Source organism: Yersinia nurmii, assembly GCF_001112925.1.
Classification (GTDB): domain Bacteria; phylum Pseudomonadota; class Gammaproteobacteria; order Enterobacterales; family Enterobacteriaceae; genus Yersinia; species Yersinia nurmii.
The window spans coordinates 47,425-65,374 of record NZ_CPYD01000010.1 but is presented as its reverse complement, the minus strand read 5'-3'; the positions used below and the strand labels follow the sequence as shown (position 1 = coordinate 65,374).

Here is a 17,950-nt window from a genome sequence, read left to right as displayed (position 1 = left end):
TTTTTGATGTCTTAGGTTGAGTCGTTGATGGCGGAATGCCATTCGAACCGATAATTCTAACGGATCTCAACGACGGTTTATAGCAAGTTGACCGTATTTATGGCGCTATCTGGACGAATCACGCCATTAGCCGCATTTTGCGAACTTTTAACATTCTGACTAATAAGGCCAGAGGTGCTGAATCAGCAATTGAACGCTGCGGTTACCGCGGAATTCATTGATATCCAGCTTATAAGCGACTTTAACTTCGCGCACGCTGCTATCCGGCCATAAAGTGGTATCAATATTAAAGGCTATACCATCCAGCAACGGACCACCGTTCAACGGTTCTAGCATCACTTTCAAATGGCGCTCCCCCACCAGCCGTTGCTGCAACAGCCGGAATTTTCCGTCAAAAGTCGGTTCAGGGAAAGCCTGCCCCCAAGGGCCACCGTCACGTAATAATTCCGCGGTTTCCAGCGTCATTTGCCCGCCGGTCAGTTCACCATCGGACCAGATAACCCCCTCAAGCTGTGAGGCATCCATCCACTCTCCCACCAAATCGGCAAAACGCTGACGGAACTCGTCAAATTTATGCTGTTCCAGCGATAAACCTGCAGCCATAGCGTGACCACCAAACTTCAGCATCAGGCCGGGATTGAGCATATCCAGGCGTTCCAGCGCATCGCGCATATGTAGCCCCGCGACCGAACGCCCCGAACCTTTTAGTATTCCTTCTCCGGCTGGCGCGAAAGCAATCACCGGGCGGTGAAAACGCTCTTTGATACGCGAAGCCAGAATCCCTACCACGCCCTGATGCCATTCGGCATGATACATAGCAATGCCGTAAGGCAACTCAGCGCTGGTGCGCTCCAGCTGGTCACAAAGTTGTAAAGCCTCAACCTGCATACTTTGTTCAATTTCACGGCGCGCTAGGTTCAAGCTATCCAAATCCATCGCCAGTGCGCGCGCCTGAGCAATATCGTCACTCAAAAGTAGCGCCACGCCGATAGACATATCATCCAGACGACCGGCAGCATTCAGCCGAGGGCCAAGGGAAAAACCCAAATCGTTGGCTGCTAGCTGGCGCGCATCGCGGTTTGCCACTTCCAGCAGCGCTTTGATTCCGGGGCGGCATTTTCCCGCTCGAATTCGACTCAACCCTTGATGTACCAAAATACGGTTATTGGCATCCAGTGGCACGACATCGGCGACCGTTCCTAAAGCCACCAAATCCAGCAACTCCGCCAAATTAGGAATCGCCAACGCTCGTTGCTCAAACCAGCCGCTATCCCGCAGTCTCGCACGCAAAGCCAGCATGAGGTAAAAAGTCACGCCCACGCCAGCCAGTGATTTCGATGGAAAATCGCAGCCCACCAAATTGGGGTTAATAATGGCTTCGGCTGCCGGCAAAACGTCCCCCGGCAAGTGGTGATCGGTAACCAGCACCTTAATCCCATGCGCATGAGCCAAATCAACGCCTGCATGGGAAGAAATACCGTTATCTACGGTTACGATCAGATCCGCACCGCGGGCAATAACCTGTTCAACCACTTCTGGGCTGAGGCCGTATCCATCGTCAAAACGATTTGGAACCAGATAATCGACATGGCTACAGCCCATACTGCGCAGAGATAACACGGCCAAGGCGGTGCTGGTCGCACCATCGGCATCGAAATCACCGACAATCATAATACGCTGGCGATCGGCCAATGCCTGCTGCAACAAACTGACACCGGCATCAATGCCGTCCAGCTGTTGATAAGCCAGCAGGCCTTTCACTCCGCGCTCCAGTTCTTGCGCCCCTTTCACACCGCGAGAAGCGTACAAACGACGCAGCAACGGATGCAATTGCTCCGGCAGCACACTCTCATCAGCAGGTTCGCGACGACGAAGTTGGGTTTTTATGGCCACTTTCGATCAACCACCGGTTTTCTTGGAAGCCTGATGTGCTCGCAGCATGGCAAGCATCTCTTTTGGCCCCTGATAGCCCGGAACAATGGTGCCATCCTGCAATACGATAGCCGGAGTACCCTGAATGCCGAATTGCACCCCTAGCTGATAATGTTTAGCGATATCGGTTTTACAGGTTGCTGGGGAAATCGCATCACCTTTCATCGCCGCATCAAAAGATTTATTGCGGTTAGCGGTACACCAAATAGAACGCATGTCTTTTTCCGCCTGAGAACTCAGCCCCTGACGCGGGAACGCCAGATAACGCACGGTAATACCCAGCGCGTTATAGTCACTCATTTCTTCATGCAGTTTATGGCAGTACCCGCAGGTGATATCGGTGAACACGGTAATCACGTGTTTTTCCTGTGGCGCTTTGTAGACAATCATTTCACCGCTCAATGCTTCCAGTTTTTTCAGTAGCAATTGATTAGTTATGTTAACCGGCAGTGTGCCACTAACGTCATACAGCGGCCCTTGCAGTAGCTGTTTTCCATCGGCTGAAATATAAAGCACGCCGCTGTCCGTCATTACCGTGCTTAAACCCGCGATAGGCGAAGGTTGGATTTCAGCATTTTTAATATCCAGTTTTTTCAATGTCTGTTGGATAGCAGCATCATCGGCATACGCCAAACCAGAAAGCGAAGCCATTAAGATTGGCAGCAGCAGTAAACTTTTTTTCATTGAATAATCCTATTTCTCTTCTACAGCGCAATCATGCGCGCGGATGGTGCTGTTGATGTAGCTGTTTCAGGCGTTCCGTCGCTACATGAGTATAAATCTGGGTGGTCGACAAATCGCTATGGCCTAATAACATCTGAACCACGCGTAAATCCGCCCCGTGGTTCAATAAATGCGTCGCAAAAGCGTGACGTAATACATGGGGGGAAAGGCGCTCACTATCAATACCCGCAAGGATCGCATAGTGTTTGATGCGATGCCAGAAAGTCTGTCGGGTCATTTGCTGACTGCGATTGCTAGGGAACAACACGTCCAGCGCCTGACCGTTAATCAACCAAGGCCGCCCATGCTCCATATAATTCTCAATCCAGTAAACCGCTTCTTCACCTAGCGGTACTAATCGCTCTTTATTCCCCTTACCGATGACTCGCACTACGCCCTGCCGCAAACTGACATCACTAATGGTTAATCCGACCAATTCAGACACACGCAAACCGGTGGCGTACAGCACCTCTAGCATCGCTTTGTCTCTGAGTTCCAACGGAATATCGACATTCGGCGAATTCAGCAGCGCATCAACCTGCGCTTCGCTTAAATCCTTCGGCAAACGTTGGGGTAATTTGGGCGATGACAGCAGTGCGGTTGGGTCATCTTCTCGCAATTTTTCCCGATATAAATATTGGAAAAACCGACGCATTGCGCTCAGCAAACGAGCCGAACTGGTAGCCTTATAGCCCCCCTCAATGCGCTCCGCCAGAAAGGACTGCAAATCCAGAGGATCGGCCTGTAGCAAATCCTTATTGTGGTGTAGCAGCCAGCCGGCCAGCGCCTGAAGATCCAGGCGATACGATGCCAGAGTATTTTCTGCCAGATTACGTTCCAGCCACAGGGCATCCAAAAACTGTTCAATCAGCGGATTATTTTGCTGTTGCATCCAGATTCCTCTCATCGATTGAACTCAGCATGCCATTATGCCTGATGAGGGCACAAATCTGGTACACTCGATGCTATTCCTAATTAGTTAATGCTATGGCTACACAACATGAAGATTGGTCTCTTTTACGGCTCCAGCACCTGTTACACCGAAATTGTGGCAGAAAAAATTCGCGATATTCTCGGCGAAGATTTGATCGATCTGCATAATCTGAAAGACGCAGATCCAGCCCTGATGGAACAGTATTCTGTGCTTATTCTGGGTATTCCTACCTGGGATTTTGGCGAACTACAGGAAGATTGGGAAGCGATCTGGCCACGGTTGAGTCAGTTGAACCTGCGGGGAAAAATTGTTGCCATGTACGGTATGGGTGATCAATTCGGCTATAGCGAATGGTTCCTCGATGCCTTAGGCATGTTGCACGATCATATTGCCCCACTGGGCGTGAAATTTATCGGTTTCTGGCCGATAGAAGGGTTCGAATTTACCAGCCCGAAACCATTAAGCGCTGATGGTAAATATTTTGTCGGACTGGCTCTTGATGATGTCAATCAATACGAATTAACCGACCAACGCGTTGAACAGTGGTGTGAGCAAATTCTGATTGAAATGGAATCCTTGCTGTAATGCCAACTGCGGGCGCAATGACTGCGCCCGCTGCTTCGAAGCTTCTCGTGGTTATTTCCACAGACGGAAATGTTCAGTTCCGGCACTACCCGGTGGTGGGATTTCATGACGTTCGTCTGCGATTTTTTTAGCAACCAGTCGCTGCGGATCGGCCAACTGATACCAATCCAGACGTCGGGTGAGTAACATCACTACCGCCAGCACGACAAACAGTAAGCCAGCGCCTAATAACAACGCGTTATCCTCTGATTGCAGCAATCCGTACAGTACGCCGTACAGTAATAATAAACTGCCCGCAAACAGCCCGCCTCGCAGCCAACTACCTAGTACCGCGCCTAAATACACCACAATCAACAGACTACAACTCAGGCTGGCCACCAGATAAGCCAAGGCAAAACCGATATGTTCCGACAGCGCCAGTAACATCAGATAGAACAGAATCAACGCTACGCCGACAAGTAAATACTGGATCGGGTGCAAACGCAGCGACGTTAGGCTTTCAAACAGGAAGAAGCTGATAAACGTCAGGCCAATAAACAGAATCGCGTATTTAATGGCTCTTTGAGTTAACTGATAATGATTGACCGGTTCAATCAGGCTGGTACTGAATGCGGGTAACGCATCGAAATCAAACGGCACTTCATCCGTAGCGAAAATTACGTTCAGATTATTAGCAAACCAGGTGCTGCTCCAGTGAGCCTGAAAACCATTCGCGCCAACCCGTCGTTGATTCGGCAAGAAATCCCCGAGGAAATTAGGGTGTGGCCAGTTACTTTCTAGCGTGAGCTCACTACTGCGCCCCAAAGGTACCAAGGACAAACTGCTGGTTCCCATGAGTGTCAGAGTAAAATCAACCGTAGTTTCCCCTTGCTGTAAACGTTGCAAATCCAGCATGGCGTGAATGCCCTGACTCCCCGCACCTAAGTAAGCACCGGGCTGGAAATCCATAGCATCGCCGTTGATTTTCAGCGGAGACAGTTTCTGAATCCCTCGCGCATCACTCAAACGCACCACTAAAATAGGTTTTCCAAGCGAGACTCCGGGTCTGTTGAGATAATCAAGGTTTTCACTATCAAATTTGGCACTGAAATGCAGCGGCCCCTGATAAACCTGAGTACGATAAATGCCAAGTTGACGTACATCTACGTCCGGCGCTCCCGTTACGGATAAGGTTTCTGGTAGTAGATAATGGAAACGGCTAACCTTTTCCTCACGCTTTACTCCTTCTTTCTCAACGGTGACCATTTCGCTGTAAGGCACAACGATCAACGGGCCAAGAATTTTTTGCGCGCCGCTAGTGCTATCAGTGACTTTGCTAATCACGCTGTAACGGTAGTTGCTTCTTTCGCTTATCACGCTCATCAGCATTTCTTTGGGAATCATCATCAGTAAGATCAATCCCAGCAACGTGGTTATTTTCCAGAACAATACGGATTTAAACATAAGTGAGGCTCCTTAACGGTCATGGAGCCAGAATAAAACGCTGAAGTGAAAGCAGAATGAGCTTGTGTGAAGTGAGTGTGAAGTTATGGATTTTCTTGCATAAGCGGCAACGTCATTTCCACCCGAACGCCCTGCGGCAGGCGATTAGCTAGCCTGATGGTGCCTTGATGAATAGCAGCCACTTCGCGCACAAAATTCAGCCCCAGACCGGTGCTTTTCGGGCCATCAGGACGCGGAAGAGAATAGAAACGTTCGAAAACCTTTTCTTGTGCGTATTCGGGAACACCACAGCCGTTATCCTCAATAGTGAGGTGGTAATTATTTCCCCTCCGTTCGCCGCTCAAGGTAATCTCTCCACCTTTCGGGGTAAAATCCAGTGCATTATCAATCAGATTAGTGAGCGCCTGACTCAACATTAAACCGTCTCCCGCTAGCTCGGCGCAATCGCAACGTTGTAAAATCAAAGCTACGCCTCGGCTACCTGCCTGAGCTTCTTTACCAGCAATAACCTGTTTAAGTAGCGAATCAATGCTAAGCTGCTCCAACTGTAGGTCTACCCGACTTTCCAGTCGTGCCTGTACCAGCATTTTATCCACTAGTTGCTGAATACGAGCGCTTTGCTGTTCAATATTCAAAAGGAATCGCTGGGCCGTGGCCGCCGGAGGTGCTTCCCGCAATAACTCTGCTGCGCCGCAAATCGCAGCCAGCGGGCTTTTTAGTTCATGAGTCAACGTGTGAACATATTGCTCAATATAGGCCTTGCCATCCAGCTTTAGCCGCATGCTTTCGAGCGCACGTGCTAAGCCGCCCAGCTCACTGCTGCCCATTTTGGGCAACGACACAGCTTCGCCCTCCGCCACCCGCTCGGCGTAATTAACCAATCGACCGATCGAGCGGTTTATCCACCATACAAAACCTAGGCCAATCAATAACGCGATACCCAGCAGAATAGCGCCAGCCAAAAGTATTCTTCGTTCGCTGCGTTTGATAACCGGAGCCATAGAGAGGTTTGGTTTCCCCACGCTCAACACACCCATGATTTGATTATCAACCATTACCGGAGCGGAAATATACATCACTGAGCTTTGCTCATCGTTTGGATCGCTCAAGGTACTGCGTGCGCCGTATTGACCGCGCAGCGTCAGCCAGACATCATTCCATTTAGAATAATCCTGCCCAAGAGCCTGCCCGGTGGAATCAAAAATAACCTTTCCATGGACATCAGTAAGATAAACCCGATATTCGTTACGATCTTTGCGAATACCGGCTATATTGGCACCAATCGGCTTCTTATTCAGCGTGGCGAACGCTTGCGCCAACTGCCCATTCGCTGCATTACCTCGCCGCATATCCTGCCGGGCAAATTGCGCGAGCAAAGTAGCAGTATCCACCAGCGTTCCTTCAGTCGCACGCCTCACGCCGGGTTTCACTTCCTGCACAAAAATACTGATCACAAAATAGCCGGCGATCGCCACTATCAAAAAATAGCCAAGCAGCAGACGCAGGCCAATTTTCATGGGACATAGCTCAGACTGTAGCCCAGCCCACGGTGAGTGCGAATCGGCGGTTCTTCATCCCGAACGGCACGAAGCTTAGCCCGTAACGTTTTCACATGGGTATCTACGGTGCGATCCTGGCTTTCTTCTGCCTGAGTCCAAACGATATCCATCAACTGCTGACGGGAAAAAATGCGGTCCGGAGCTAATAGCAAAGTTTTAAGCAGTAAATATTCGTAACGGGTTAGCCAGAGAATTTGTTGCTGATAGGTAATACGTGCTGCGGCTTCATCCAACGTGAAAGCACCAAACCGATGTATTTGCGGCGCGGGTGCGCTGGACTGCGACTTCTGTAAACGACGTAAAATAGTACGAACCCGGGCGCTGACCTCGCGCGGAGAAAAAGGTTTGGCTATGTAGTCATCAGCCCCGATTTCTAACCCGACGATACGATCCAGTTCTTCGCTGCGCGCAGTAAGAAAGACCACGGGTAAATCCGGAGATAAGGCCAAAAGACGGCGACAAAGATCAAAACCGTTTATATCTGGTAGCCCGACGTCGATAATCGCTAACGCTGGCAGACCGTGATGTAATGCAGCAAGCGCTGGCTCGCCGCGATCAAACCACTTGAGGGTGAAACCCTCACTCTCTAACGTATAGATCAGCGTGTCAGCAATACTCGGCTCGTCTTCCACCAGCCAGATCAATGGTTTCATTACTCACTACCTGCTGCAGAATCAAAAGTGTGTCGAAATATCAGGCACAGCTCGCGCCATTCATCCTCAGACATGCTATCAGAGGCCAGCCAGACGCGCTTTCTACGCTGACTGCCAGCGCCTTGCAGCGATAATAGTACGCCATAACGGGTAATCCACGGCTGTCGAACCAACTTCCATTCCTGACGTTTCCATATCAGCAGATTTCCAGCTTTTAACCGGATTTCTCCCTGACGGGAGGTAATGCTTTTCTGGCTACGAATACATTCGAAAACTACCAGTGTCAGCAGTATCAACCATAAAGGTGTACAGCCATCTGGCCAAGGCGCGACCAGCGTTATCAACACCAGAACGCCATGAATCAATAAGGAAAAAAGTTGGGTGCGCCATGAAACCCGCAGGTCACATCGCCACTGGGCCACGGGCTTTATTTCGCATCTGAATCAGTTGAACCATCCGTTTCAGCTCGCTGTCCTGCGGCTCCCCATGATTCATCAGCCAATTGAATAGGTCAGGATCATCGCTCGTCAGTAAGCGGACAAATACGCGCTTATCATCATCGCTCAGCGTGTCATATTCATACTCGAAAAACGGCATAATGGAGATATCCAGCTCACGCATACCGCGACGACATGCCCAGTGGATACGAGCTTTATTATCAATTTCCATGTCCTGATTGACCCCTTGCTTAAAATGTTTTCTGAATCCGGCCGTATGGTCGCTCTGCCAAAGATTCAACTCGTGAATAGAGTAGCAATTTGCGACGCCTGACGGGAAGGTTATCGCCGCCAAAACGCGGACTAAGGCGTGAAATGATAAAGCAATGCGGTTTTTTTAACCGCATTAATCCGCGCTCATTGTTATTTTTGCGCATTGTACCGCAGGATGTATTGTAACAATGGTGTATGCGGATAATTACTCTTTGCAAAGCCTCCCGCCTCTTTTACCATTGGATCATCAGTTCACGGCACCTTTTGGTAGGATGTAATATGGCATATGCAACTCCTTTCCCTGCGCGTCACCCCTCCGCCTCTTCTGCGTTACCTTTGACTCTGATTTCATTGGATGACTGGGCATTAGTTACGGTAACCGGCGCCGATCGCGTTAAATATCTTCAAGGTCAACTCACCGCAGACGTTGGTGCACTCGCGGCAGACCAACACGTTTTGACCGCGCACTGTGACGCAAAAGGTAAAATGTGGAGCAATCTGCGGCTCTTCCATCGTGGCGAAGGTTTGGCCTTTATTGAACGCCGCAATGTGCTGGAAAACCAGTTGGCCGAGCTGAAAAAATATGCCGTATTCTCGAAAGTGACCTTTGCTATTCCATCTGACAGTGTCTTGCTGGGAATTGCCGGGGCGCAGGCAAGAGAAGCGCTGGCTCAGATTTTCCCTGATTTACCGACACCAGAAAAACCGGTAGTCCAATCCGGTGATTCTACATTGCTGCATTTTACTACGCCCACAGAACGTTTCCTGTTGGTGACTGATGCCCCCCAGGCCGCCAACTTGGTAGAGAAATTGGGTGAAAATGCCCAGTTAAATGACAGCCAGCAGTGGTTGGCGTTAGAAATAGAAGCTGGATTCCCCATTATTGATGGCCCGAATAGCGCCCAGTTTATACCTCAGGCAACAAACATTCAGGCTCTGGATGGTATCAGCTTTACCAAAGGCTGCTACACGGGCCAGGAAATGGTTGCTCGAGCTAAATATCGCGGAGCAAATAAACGCGCCTTGTATTGGCTTGCGGGGCAAGGCAGCAGCACTCCTGAAGCCGGTGACAGCTTAGAATGGCAATTGGGTGAAAATTGGCGTCGTACAGGTACAGTATTGGCAGCGATTCAGCTGGAAGATGGCTCACTCTCGGTACAGGCAGTTCTAAATAACGATCTGGCCGCCGATAGCGTGTTACGCGTACGGGAAGATACCGCGGGGACATTGCGTATCCAACCATTACCGTATTCTTTAGAAGAGAGTAATTGATCCTCTGCCAGAACAATTCGCAACCCGTAGAGCCTGTCAGGAAAACATCGCCAGGCAATGCAAAATAAAGAGGCCGGAAATCCGGCCTCACAACCTACAGACTGTATCTGTCTTTAGCGAAACTATCGTGATATTCAGAGAGAACTCTGGGTGTTTCGGGTAACGCAACAATCTTGTGTTCTGGAATAGATTTACATCTTAAACGTACAGATAAATCGCCATAAAGTGGCACAAGCTACCGCCGAGCACGAAACCGTGCCAAATAGCGTGGCCAAAGCGAATGCGCTTCGAAGCGTAAAACACAACCCCCAGCGTATACAACAAACCACCAATCGCCAGTAGTGCAATGCCGCCCATATCTAACTTAATAGCCAACTGATAGATCACGATCAGGGATAGCCATCCCATCGTCAGATAAGTAATGAGCGAAAGCACCTCAAAACGATGTGCAAATGCCAGTTTGAAGATAACGCCAAACAGCGCCAGCCCCCAAATAACGGCCATTAATCCTCTCGCCAGAGAGGAGTCCAGCCCAACCAATAAGAAAGGCGTATAAGTGCCAGCAATCAATAAATAGATAGCGCAGTGGTCAAATTTCTTCAGCCAATGCTTAGCCTTTTGATGTGGGATTGCGTGATACAACGTGGATGCAAGGTACAGCACAATAATGCTGCCACCATATAAACTGTAGCTGGTGAGCGCGGTGGTACTTGCGCCACTGTCTACGGCCTGTACCAGTAATAAAACCAAGCCAATTATGCCTAATACCACGCCAATACCGTGGCTGATGCTGTTGGCTATTTCTTCTGCCCATGGATAAGGCTGAGCTTCTGATAATGCCGGTCTGACTGATTCATTGTTCAATACTAATGTATCCTGTTGATTCTTATGGGTGCGGGTGATGGACATTCTGTCAGGTTTTGACCTGTTCATTATTATTGGAATCCTCGCAGGTTAATTGTGCAAAAATACCGCTTTAAGGTTATCTGAGAATCATTCCAGTGTACACGTGTAAGCTCAAAATAATCTGTCATTGTTTGTAAACCTTGGGCTGATCGCCAGAGAAAATCGGTAACAGGCTAAAACCCAGCTCAGGGCAGCGAAATACCCCGTAGTCTAGCCTACACTCTATACGCGCCATTATTGGTATACGCTCTACTTTTCTCGAGGTTTACTATGCCTTTCGTTCCACCAGCTCTAGATTTCGGCCCTTTGACTGATTCAATTCAGTTTTTGATGGAAATTGATAAGCTAAAAAGTATTCAACGCAGAACCAAGCTTATTTTCTGCAAACGTCAGGAAAACTCGGCGGAGCACAGCTGGCATTTCGCCGTCGCCGCGATGACACTGGCACCTTATGCCAGCAAAGATGTGGATATCAATCGAGTGATTCAAATGGCTCTGTTGCACGATATCGTCGAGATCGATGCCGGTGACGTGATCGTCTACGATCTGGCGGCGCGCGCGGCTATCCATGATAAGGAAATCGCCGCAGCCAAACGCCTGTTTGGAATGCTGCCGCCGGAACAAAACGCAAAATTTAGTGCGCTATGGCAAGAATATGAAGATGAAAAAACGCCTGATGCCCGTTTTGCCACTGTTCTGGATCGCATTTTACCCATGCTGATGAATTTGCATAACGGCGGACAAAATTGGGTAGAAAATGGCATTCGCTTGGAACAAGTTGTCGAGCGTAATCAGTTAGTGGCTGAGGATTATCCCGAGCTGTGGAGCTATTTATTCCGTCATTTACAGGATGCACAGGCTAAGGGCTGGCTAGCCTAATCACATGACGGAAATCTCATAGATAGCTTTAAGAGCAATACTTCTATTGAGCACTGATCGCAGGGTTTGAATATCTACACCTGAATAACTCATATTTAAAAAACTAGCGCTGGCATGACGATTATCCTAATCCTTATGATGACAGCTTGTTGCCCGTATTTTTGCTTGGGCAGCCTTCTCAATCAAAGTGTTACTTTCCGCCTGCCAATTCTAGTGCGCTACCGGTAACGTAAGAAGCGCTATCCGACAGCAGCCAAACTATGGCTTCAGCGACTTCATCGGGCTGACCACCACGCTTCATGGGTAGCTGACCGGCGGCTCTTTCAACTCTCCCCGGTTCACCGCCGCTGGCATGCATTTCGGTATAAATAAAGCCTGGACGTACGCCGTTGACACGAATGCCCTCCCCCGCGACTTCCAGCGATAAGCCAGTGGTCAGAGTATCAATTGCACCTTTCGATGCGGCGTAGTCCAGATATTCACCGGGAGCCCCTAACCTAGCGGCAGCAGAAGAAACGTTAACTATCGCTCCGCCACGACCACCGTGTCTTTTTGCCATACGTTTTACCGCTTCCCGGCAACAAAGAAAATAGCCGGTCACGTTGGTACTAAGTACCCGATTAATTCGTTCCGCACTCAGGCCTTCAATGCCCGATTGTTGAAACAAAATACCGGCGTTATTGACCAGCGCAGTAATAGTACCAAGCTGATTATCTAATTGATTAAACAACTCAGTAACTTGCTGTTCGTCAGCGATATCCGCCTGCAAGGCCACCGCCCGGCCGCCCATTGCCACAATCTGATCCACAACCTGTAAAGCGGCTCGATCGTCGTTAACGTAATTGATGCCAACCTGATAACCCCGCTGCGCCAGTAATAATGCGGTGGCTCGCCCTATCCCGCGGCTGCCGCCGGTGACTAATGCAATTTTTTCCATAGCATTATCTCTGTTTTATTTTGTTGTAGGGTCTAGCGTCAGAAAATCTTCTCCCAAATCAGTACCCCTACCTGCCTGATATTATTCATCGGCAACGTCGGCGTACGCAGGATCAGTCGATCTTTTTCAAACTCATAATAACGAACCATCTGGGTGCCAACCCAATTAGGAAATAGGCTATTTTCAACAATGTGAGTAACGAATTGTTTTTCTTCATTAATCTGATAACTACCAAAGTAGCAAAGCGCGGTTTCAAAAGCCGATTTCATTTCCGCATCACTGCCTTCCAGCCAGTCCAGAGAGGCGAAATTAGGGCGCTTAGTGGTGTAAAGCTGAGCAGCCATCGTGCCGTTTTTTTCGTAATGTATCCGGCCTGACATCTGCTCGCCCATTGGGAAAGAAACACTGCCGTCTTGCAAAATAAAATGCTGTGAAACTAAACCCCAGCTACCCAGAAACCTGTCATTAATCATGATAATCACGCTAATATTTATATATATGAAAAGTAAGCGTAGTCATTGATAGGGTTATATTCCAATCAGGAAATAATGCGCAGCATTAGTCATAAACTGTAATAGTCTGAGCAGATTTTAGATAGAAAAAGGGCCGCTTTCGCGACCCTATAAGAGGTTACTTTCTAGTGATTATTCGTAATCACCGATAGGAACGCAGGAACAGAATAAATTACGGTCGCCGTACACATCATCCAAACGTTTTACCGTCGGCCAGTATTTATTTTCCATCACGCCAGCAATTGGGAACACGGCCAACTCGCGGCTATACGGATGAGTCCACTCACCCACCAGTTCAGCCTGGATGTGCGGCGCGTTCACCAGCGGGTTATCTTCCAGCGGCCATTCGCCTTTCACCACTTTGTCGATCTCGGTGCGAATAGCCAACATGGCATCAATAAAGCGATCCAGTTCGACCTTGCTTTCTGATTCCGTTGGCTCAACCATCAGCGTTCCGGCTACCGGGAAGGACATGGTCGGCGCATGGAAACCAAAGTCGATCAGACGCTTAGCGATATCCATTTCGCTAATACCGGTTTCTTCTTTCAGCGGACGAATATCCAGAATACATTCGTGAGCCACTCGGCCATCGTGGCCGGTGTACAGCACTGGATAAGCATTTTTCAGACGAGTAGCAATGTAGTTAGCGTTCAAAATCGCCACCTGACTAGCCTGTTTCAGTCCCTGAGCGCCCATCATGCGAATGTACATCCAACTGATTGGCAAAATAGATGCGCTACCGAACGGAGCAGCAGAAACTGCACCTTGCTGCGTCGTCATACCGTCGATTTGCACAACACTGTGACCCGGAACGAAAGGTGCCAAATGCGCTTTCACGCCGATTGGCCCCATACCTGGGCCGCCGCCGCCGTGAGGGATACAGAAGGTTTTGTGCAGGTTGAGGTGAGAAACATCTGCCCCGATATAACCAGGCGTTGTGATTCCAACCTGAGCATTCATATTCGCACCATCCAAATACACCTGACCACCGAACTGATGAACAATCTGGCAGACTTCACGGATGGTTTCTTCGTACACGCCGTGGGTAGACGGATAGGTGACCATAATGCAGGAAAGCTCATCACCGGCAACTTCTGCTTTCTCACGCAGATCGTGCAGGTCAATGTTGCCTTGTTTATCACAGGCCACCACCACCACCGACATGCCAGCCATTTGTGCCGACGCGGGGTTGGTTCCGTGAGCTGAGCTTGGAATCAGACAAACATGACGCCCGGCTTCGTTGCGACTTTCATGGTAACGGCGAATAGCCAGCAAACCGGCATATTCCCCCTGAGCACCTGAGTTCGGCTGCATACACACAGCATCATAACCGGTCAGTTGCACCAGCCATTGTGACAGCTGGCCAATCATTTGCTGATAACCAGCGGCTTGCTCTGGCGGGCAGAAGGGATGCAACTCGGCAAATTCTGGCCAGGTGATTGGAATCATCTCGGCGGCGGCGTTCAGCTTCATAGTGCAAGAGCCCAGCGGAATCATCGCCTGATTCAGCGCCAGATCTTTTTTCTCCAAACGATGCATATAACGCATCATTTCGGTTTCGCTGTGATAACTATTGAATACTGGATGCGTTAAAATCGGGTCTTTACGCACTAAAGCTTCGGGAATAGAGCGGCTTTCTTTGCTCACCTCCGCATCCAGCTTATCAATATCCAGGCCGTGTTCATCACCTGCCAGCAGGGCAAACAGGGTCTGAATATCTTCGCGAGAAGTGGTTTCGTTCAGAGTAATACCCACCGCGCCGTGAATATCGGTACGCAGATTGATACCAAAGCTTAGCGCGCGTGCCAATACCGCTGCTTTGTCTTTCACTTCAACGGTCAGGGTATCGAACCAAGTTTTAAAACGTAGAGTCAGGCCGGCTTGTTGCAAGCCAGCGGCCAGAATGTCGGTCATGCGATGAATACGGCCGGCTATGCGTTGCAGCCCCTGCGGGCCATGATAAACCGCATACAGGCCGGCGATGTTTGCCAGTAATACCTGCGAGGTACAGATGTTAGAGTTAGCTTTCTCGCGGCGAATATGCTGCTCGCGAGTTTGCATCGCCATACGCAGCGCAGTGTTACCTGCCGCATCTCGGGAAACGCCGATAATACGACCCGGCATTGAGCGTTTGAACTCATCGCGGCAAGCGAAGAAAGCGGCGTGTGGGCCACCGTAACCCATTGGAACGCCGAAGCGTTGAGCTGAGCCGAAGGCGACGTCTGCGCCCTGCTGGCCCGGAGCGGTCAGCAGTACCAGTGCCATCAAATCGGCGGCCATACAGGTAATAATTTTGCGTTTTTTCAGCTCTGCCAGCAGTGCGCCGTAGTCGTGCAGCTCGCCGGTGGTGCCCACTTGCTGCAACAGCACGCCAAAGACGCCGTCCAGCTCCAACACTTTTTCAGCGCGATCGACGATAACGTCAAAACCGAAGGTTTCAGCACGGGTGCGAACCACGTCCAGAGTTTGTGGATGTACATCGTCTGCAACGAAGAAACGGTTGGCATCTTTCAATTTGCTCGCGCGTTTACACAGCGCCATAGATTCGGCCGCGGCGGTAGCTTCATCTAGCAAAGATGCGGAAGCCAGATCCAGACCGGTCAAATCCAGAGTTAATTGCTGGAAGTTCAACAGCGCCTCTAGGCGCCCCTGAGAAACTTCCGGCTGATAAGGGGTATAAGCGGTGTACCAGCCCGGATTTTCCAGCATATTGCGCAGAATAACCGGCGGAGTCAGCACCGGGCTGTAGCCCATCCCGATATAGGATTTATAGCGTTGGTTTTGGCTGGCAATCGCTTTAAGTTCGGCCAGAGCCTGATGTTCAGTGGCTGCGTCACCTACCGGCGGCGGACCCGGCAATTGAATATCTGCCGGAACAATCTGCTGGATCAATGCACTTAACGAACGGGCACCTACAGTAGCCAGCATTTCTTGCTGCTGCTCGGCGTTAGAGCCGATGTGGCGCTGGATAAACGCGTCGTTATGTTCAAGTTGGCTGAGAGTCTGGGTCATTTGCTACAAATTCCTGAATCAAGCATGGGACGGGATACGGTCGGTCGATACAAAAAAAAGCCCCGGTTCAGCAACTGAAACGGGGCGATACTCTTATTCGTCCAGCGTGGCGCGATAGGCATCTGCGTCCAGCAGACCATCCAGCTCTGACTCGTCAGAAGCCTTGATGCTGAACAACCAGCCGTCGGTATAGGGTGCGCTGTTCACCAGTTCCGGAGAGCTTTCCAGCTCGGTGTTAATCGCAACGATTTCACCGCTGATTGGCGCATAGATGTCTGATGCCGCCTTAACGGATTCAGCCACGGCACAGTCGCTGCCGGCAGACACATCGCTGCCCACTTCTGGCAGATCAACAAATACCATATCACCCAGTAATTCTTGTGCGTGTTCGGTAATACCGACGCTATAAACACCGTCTCCGTCGGCACGAACCCATTCGTGAGAGGATGCATACTTCAATTCTGTTGGCACATTGCTCATGGCTACCTTCTCCTTAGAAGATATTGGTGATTTATTTTTAGACGAAAATTACAGCGCGATCGCTTTACCTGCTCGCACAAAACCCGGTTTGGTGACCTTAACCGGCATAGCACGGTTACGGATTTGCACCACTGCCTGCTCGCCAATACCCGCAGGTACTCGAGCCAAAGCGATACTAAAGCCTAGCGTAGGAGAGAATGAGCCGCTGGTAATCACACCGGTGTGTACATTGCCCGCGTCATCGGTGAAGTGCACTGGCAGTTCGTTACGCAATACGCCTTTTTCGGTCATGATCAGGCCAACCAGTTTGTCTGTGCCTTTGGCTCGCTGCTGTTCCAGCGCTTCACGACCAATAAACTGGCGGTCTTCCGGTAGCCAAGCCACGGTCCATCCCATATTGGCTTCCAGAGGGGAGACTCCTTCATCCATTTCCTGACCATATAAATTCATTCCGGCTTCTAGGCGCAGGGTATCCCGCGCGCCCAAACCGGCGGGCTTCACGCCAGCGGCCAACAGTTTTTGCCAGAAATCAACGACCTGCTCTTTTGGTAAGGCAATTTCATAGCCCGCTTCGCCGGTGTAACCGGTCGTGGCAATAAACAGGTCGCCGGTTTGCACGCCAAAGAATGGCTTCATGTCGGCAATAGCTTGTTTTTGCTCTGCGCTTAATAAAGTCGCTACGCGCTCCTGAGCCTGCGGCCCTTGAACGGCAACCAGCGCCAAATCGTCACGCACGGTAATGTCGATGCCGTAAGGTTCTGCGTGCTGAGTGATCCAAGCCAGATCTTTGTCGCGAGTCGCGGAGTTAACCACCAGACGGAAATAGTCTTCACTCAGGAAGTAGACGATCAAATCATCGATAACGCCACCAGATGCATTCAGCATACCGGTGTAGAGGGCTTTGCCCGGCTGGGTAAGTTTGGTGACATCATTCGCCAACAGATAACGCAGGAATTCACGGGTACGCGCACCGTGCAAATCAACAATGGTCATATGGGAAACATCGAACATACCGGCATCTTGCCGAACGATATGGTGCTCATCTAACTGGGAGCCATAATGCAGCGGCATCATCCAGCCATGGAAATCTACCATGCGCGCACCGCACGCCACATGCTGGTCGTACAGTGGAGTCTGCTTTGCCATCTTTTCCCTCTTTTCACTCAAACAGTGTTCCGGACACAAGAGAAATTCAGGGCGCCAATACGCGATAAAGATAATTCAGGTTCATAAATAGGTTTATGACCTTACCGCTGGCACCGGCTGACTTGCTCAACAGAACGTTGCGTCAGACCAAATCATCAGACTTCGGTGAACGGTCGTGAAATTGCGGCTAAACACCGAGACGCAAACGATACCTTTCACCTGACGTTATCACTGAATCGACTAAGGAGCCATAAGCTAAAATACAAG

At 50.0% G+C, this 17,950-nt stretch carries 17 protein-coding genes; 3 read left to right on the top strand and 14 right to left on the bottom strand.

Going from position 1 to position 17,950, the window contains the following annotated elements; all coding sequences use genetic code 11:
• Window positions 1-159: 159 nt before the first annotated feature.
• The 3 genes from recJ to xerD are packed head-to-tail and all read right to left on the bottom strand — an operon-like array spanning window position 160 to window position 3,547.
• Complete coding sequence (recJ, locus tag AD970_RS13040) at window positions 160-1,893, bottom strand: single-stranded-DNA-specific exonuclease RecJ (protein ID WP_049599760.1); 1,734 nt, start codon at window positions 1,891-1,893, stop codon at window positions 160-162.
• Between the two features lie 6 nt (window positions 1,894-1,899).
• Window positions 1,900-2,616 carry a bifunctional protein-disulfide isomerase/oxidoreductase DsbC gene (gene dsbC / locus AD970_RS13035; protein ID WP_049599757.1) on the bottom strand — a complete coding sequence of 239 codons (717 nt, stop codon included), beginning with the start codon at window positions 2,614-2,616 and terminating at the stop codon, window positions 1,900-1,902.
• Window positions 2,617-2,647: 31 nt separating this feature from the next.
• Window positions 2,648-3,547: a site-specific tyrosine recombinase XerD gene (gene xerD, locus AD970_RS13030; protein WP_049599755.1), complete on the bottom strand. Its 900-nt coding sequence runs from the start codon at window positions 3,545-3,547 to the stop codon at window positions 2,648-2,650.
• A gap of 108 nt (window positions 3,548-3,655) precedes the next feature.
• Here xerD and fldB point away from each other — a divergent pair, with 108 nt between their 5' ends.
• A complete protein-coding gene (fldB, locus tag AD970_RS13025; RefSeq protein WP_049599752.1) occupies window positions 3,656-4,174 on the top strand; it encodes a flavodoxin FldB in 519 nt (172 codons plus the stop codon).
• Between the two features lie 51 nt (window positions 4,175-4,225).
• Here the strand turns inward: fldB and creD are convergent, their stop codons facing one another.
• From creD to sdhE, 5 genes are all read right to left on the bottom strand, one after another.
• Entirely contained in the window at window positions 4,226-5,617 is a 1,392-nt protein-coding gene (creD, locus tag AD970_RS13020; protein WP_049599750.1) for a cell envelope integrity protein CreD, read from the bottom strand.
• Between the two features lie 83 nt (window positions 5,618-5,700).
• Complete coding sequence (gene creC / locus AD970_RS13015) at window positions 5,701-7,134, bottom strand: two-component system sensor histidine kinase CreC (RefSeq protein WP_049599747.1); 1,434 nt, start codon at window positions 7,132-7,134, stop codon at window positions 5,701-5,703.
• On the bottom strand, window positions 7,131-7,829 hold the full coding sequence (gene creB / locus AD970_RS13010) for a two-component system response regulator CreB (protein ID WP_049599744.1): 699 nt from the start codon (window positions 7,827-7,829) through the stop codon (window positions 7,131-7,133). Before creB ends, creC begins: the two co-directional genes overlap by 4 nt.
• Window positions 7,829-8,251, bottom strand: coding sequence for a protein YgfX (locus AD970_RS13005; RefSeq protein WP_049599741.1), 423 nt, complete (start codon window positions 8,249-8,251; stop codon window positions 7,829-7,831). Before AD970_RS13005 ends, creB begins: the two co-directional genes overlap by 1 nt.
• Window positions 8,232-8,498, bottom strand: a complete 267-nt coding sequence (gene sdhE, locus AD970_RS13000) for an FAD assembly factor SdhE (protein WP_049599738.1) — start codon at window positions 8,496-8,498, stop codon at window positions 8,232-8,234. The genes AD970_RS13005 and sdhE overlap by 20 nt, the downstream gene beginning before the upstream one ends.
• 320 nt (window positions 8,499-8,818) lie before the next feature.
• On the opposite strand from sdhE, the gene ygfZ reads away from it, so the two are divergent.
• Entirely contained in the window at window positions 8,819-9,811 is a 993-nt protein-coding gene (gene ygfZ, locus AD970_RS12995; RefSeq protein WP_049599736.1) for a tRNA-modifying protein YgfZ, read from the top strand.
• 198 nt (window positions 9,812-10,009) lie between these two features.
• On the opposite strand, the gene trhA is transcribed toward ygfZ, so the two are convergent.
• Window positions 10,010-10,720, bottom strand: a complete 711-nt coding sequence (gene trhA, locus AD970_RS12990; RefSeq protein ID WP_408068308.1) for a PAQR family membrane homeostasis protein TrhA — start codon at window positions 10,718-10,720, stop codon at window positions 10,010-10,012.
• Window positions 10,721-10,987: 267 nt separating this feature from the next.
• Here trhA and AD970_RS12985 point away from each other — a divergent pair, with 267 nt between their 5' ends.
• Window positions 10,988-11,596 (top strand): HD domain-containing protein, encoded by a 609-nt coding sequence (locus tag AD970_RS12985; RefSeq protein WP_049599733.1) that lies wholly within the window; start codon window positions 10,988-10,990, stop codon window positions 11,594-11,596.
• A gap of 190 nt (window positions 11,597-11,786) precedes the next feature.
• On the opposite strand, the gene AD970_RS12980 is transcribed toward AD970_RS12985, so the two are convergent.
• The 5 genes from AD970_RS12980 to gcvT all read right to left on the bottom strand — a co-directional run bounded on the left by AD970_RS12980 (window position 11,787) and on the right by gcvT (window position 17,683).
• Window positions 11,787-12,533, bottom strand: coding sequence for an SDR family oxidoreductase (locus tag AD970_RS12980; RefSeq protein WP_049599725.1), 747 nt, complete (start codon window positions 12,531-12,533; stop codon window positions 11,787-11,789).
• Between the two features lie 38 nt (window positions 12,534-12,571).
• Entirely contained in the window at window positions 12,572-13,006 is a 435-nt protein-coding gene (locus AD970_RS12975; protein WP_049599723.1) for a lipocalin-like domain-containing protein, read from the bottom strand.
• Window positions 13,007-13,177: 171 nt separating this feature from the next.
• A complete protein-coding gene (gene gcvP / locus AD970_RS12970; protein ID WP_049599718.1) occupies window positions 13,178-16,057 on the bottom strand; it encodes an aminomethyl-transferring glycine dehydrogenase in 2,880 nt (959 codons plus the stop codon).
• Between the two features lie 93 nt (window positions 16,058-16,150).
• Complete coding sequence (gene gcvH, locus AD970_RS12965; RefSeq protein ID WP_049599714.1) at window positions 16,151-16,537, bottom strand: glycine cleavage system protein GcvH; 387 nt, start codon at window positions 16,535-16,537, stop codon at window positions 16,151-16,153.
• Between the two features lie 48 nt (window positions 16,538-16,585).
• Window positions 16,586-17,683 carry a glycine cleavage system aminomethyltransferase GcvT gene (gene gcvT / locus AD970_RS12960; protein ID WP_049599711.1) on the bottom strand — a complete coding sequence of 366 codons (1,098 nt, stop codon included), beginning with the start codon at window positions 17,681-17,683 and terminating at the stop codon, window positions 16,586-16,588.
• Window positions 17,684-17,950 lie beyond the last annotated feature (267 nt).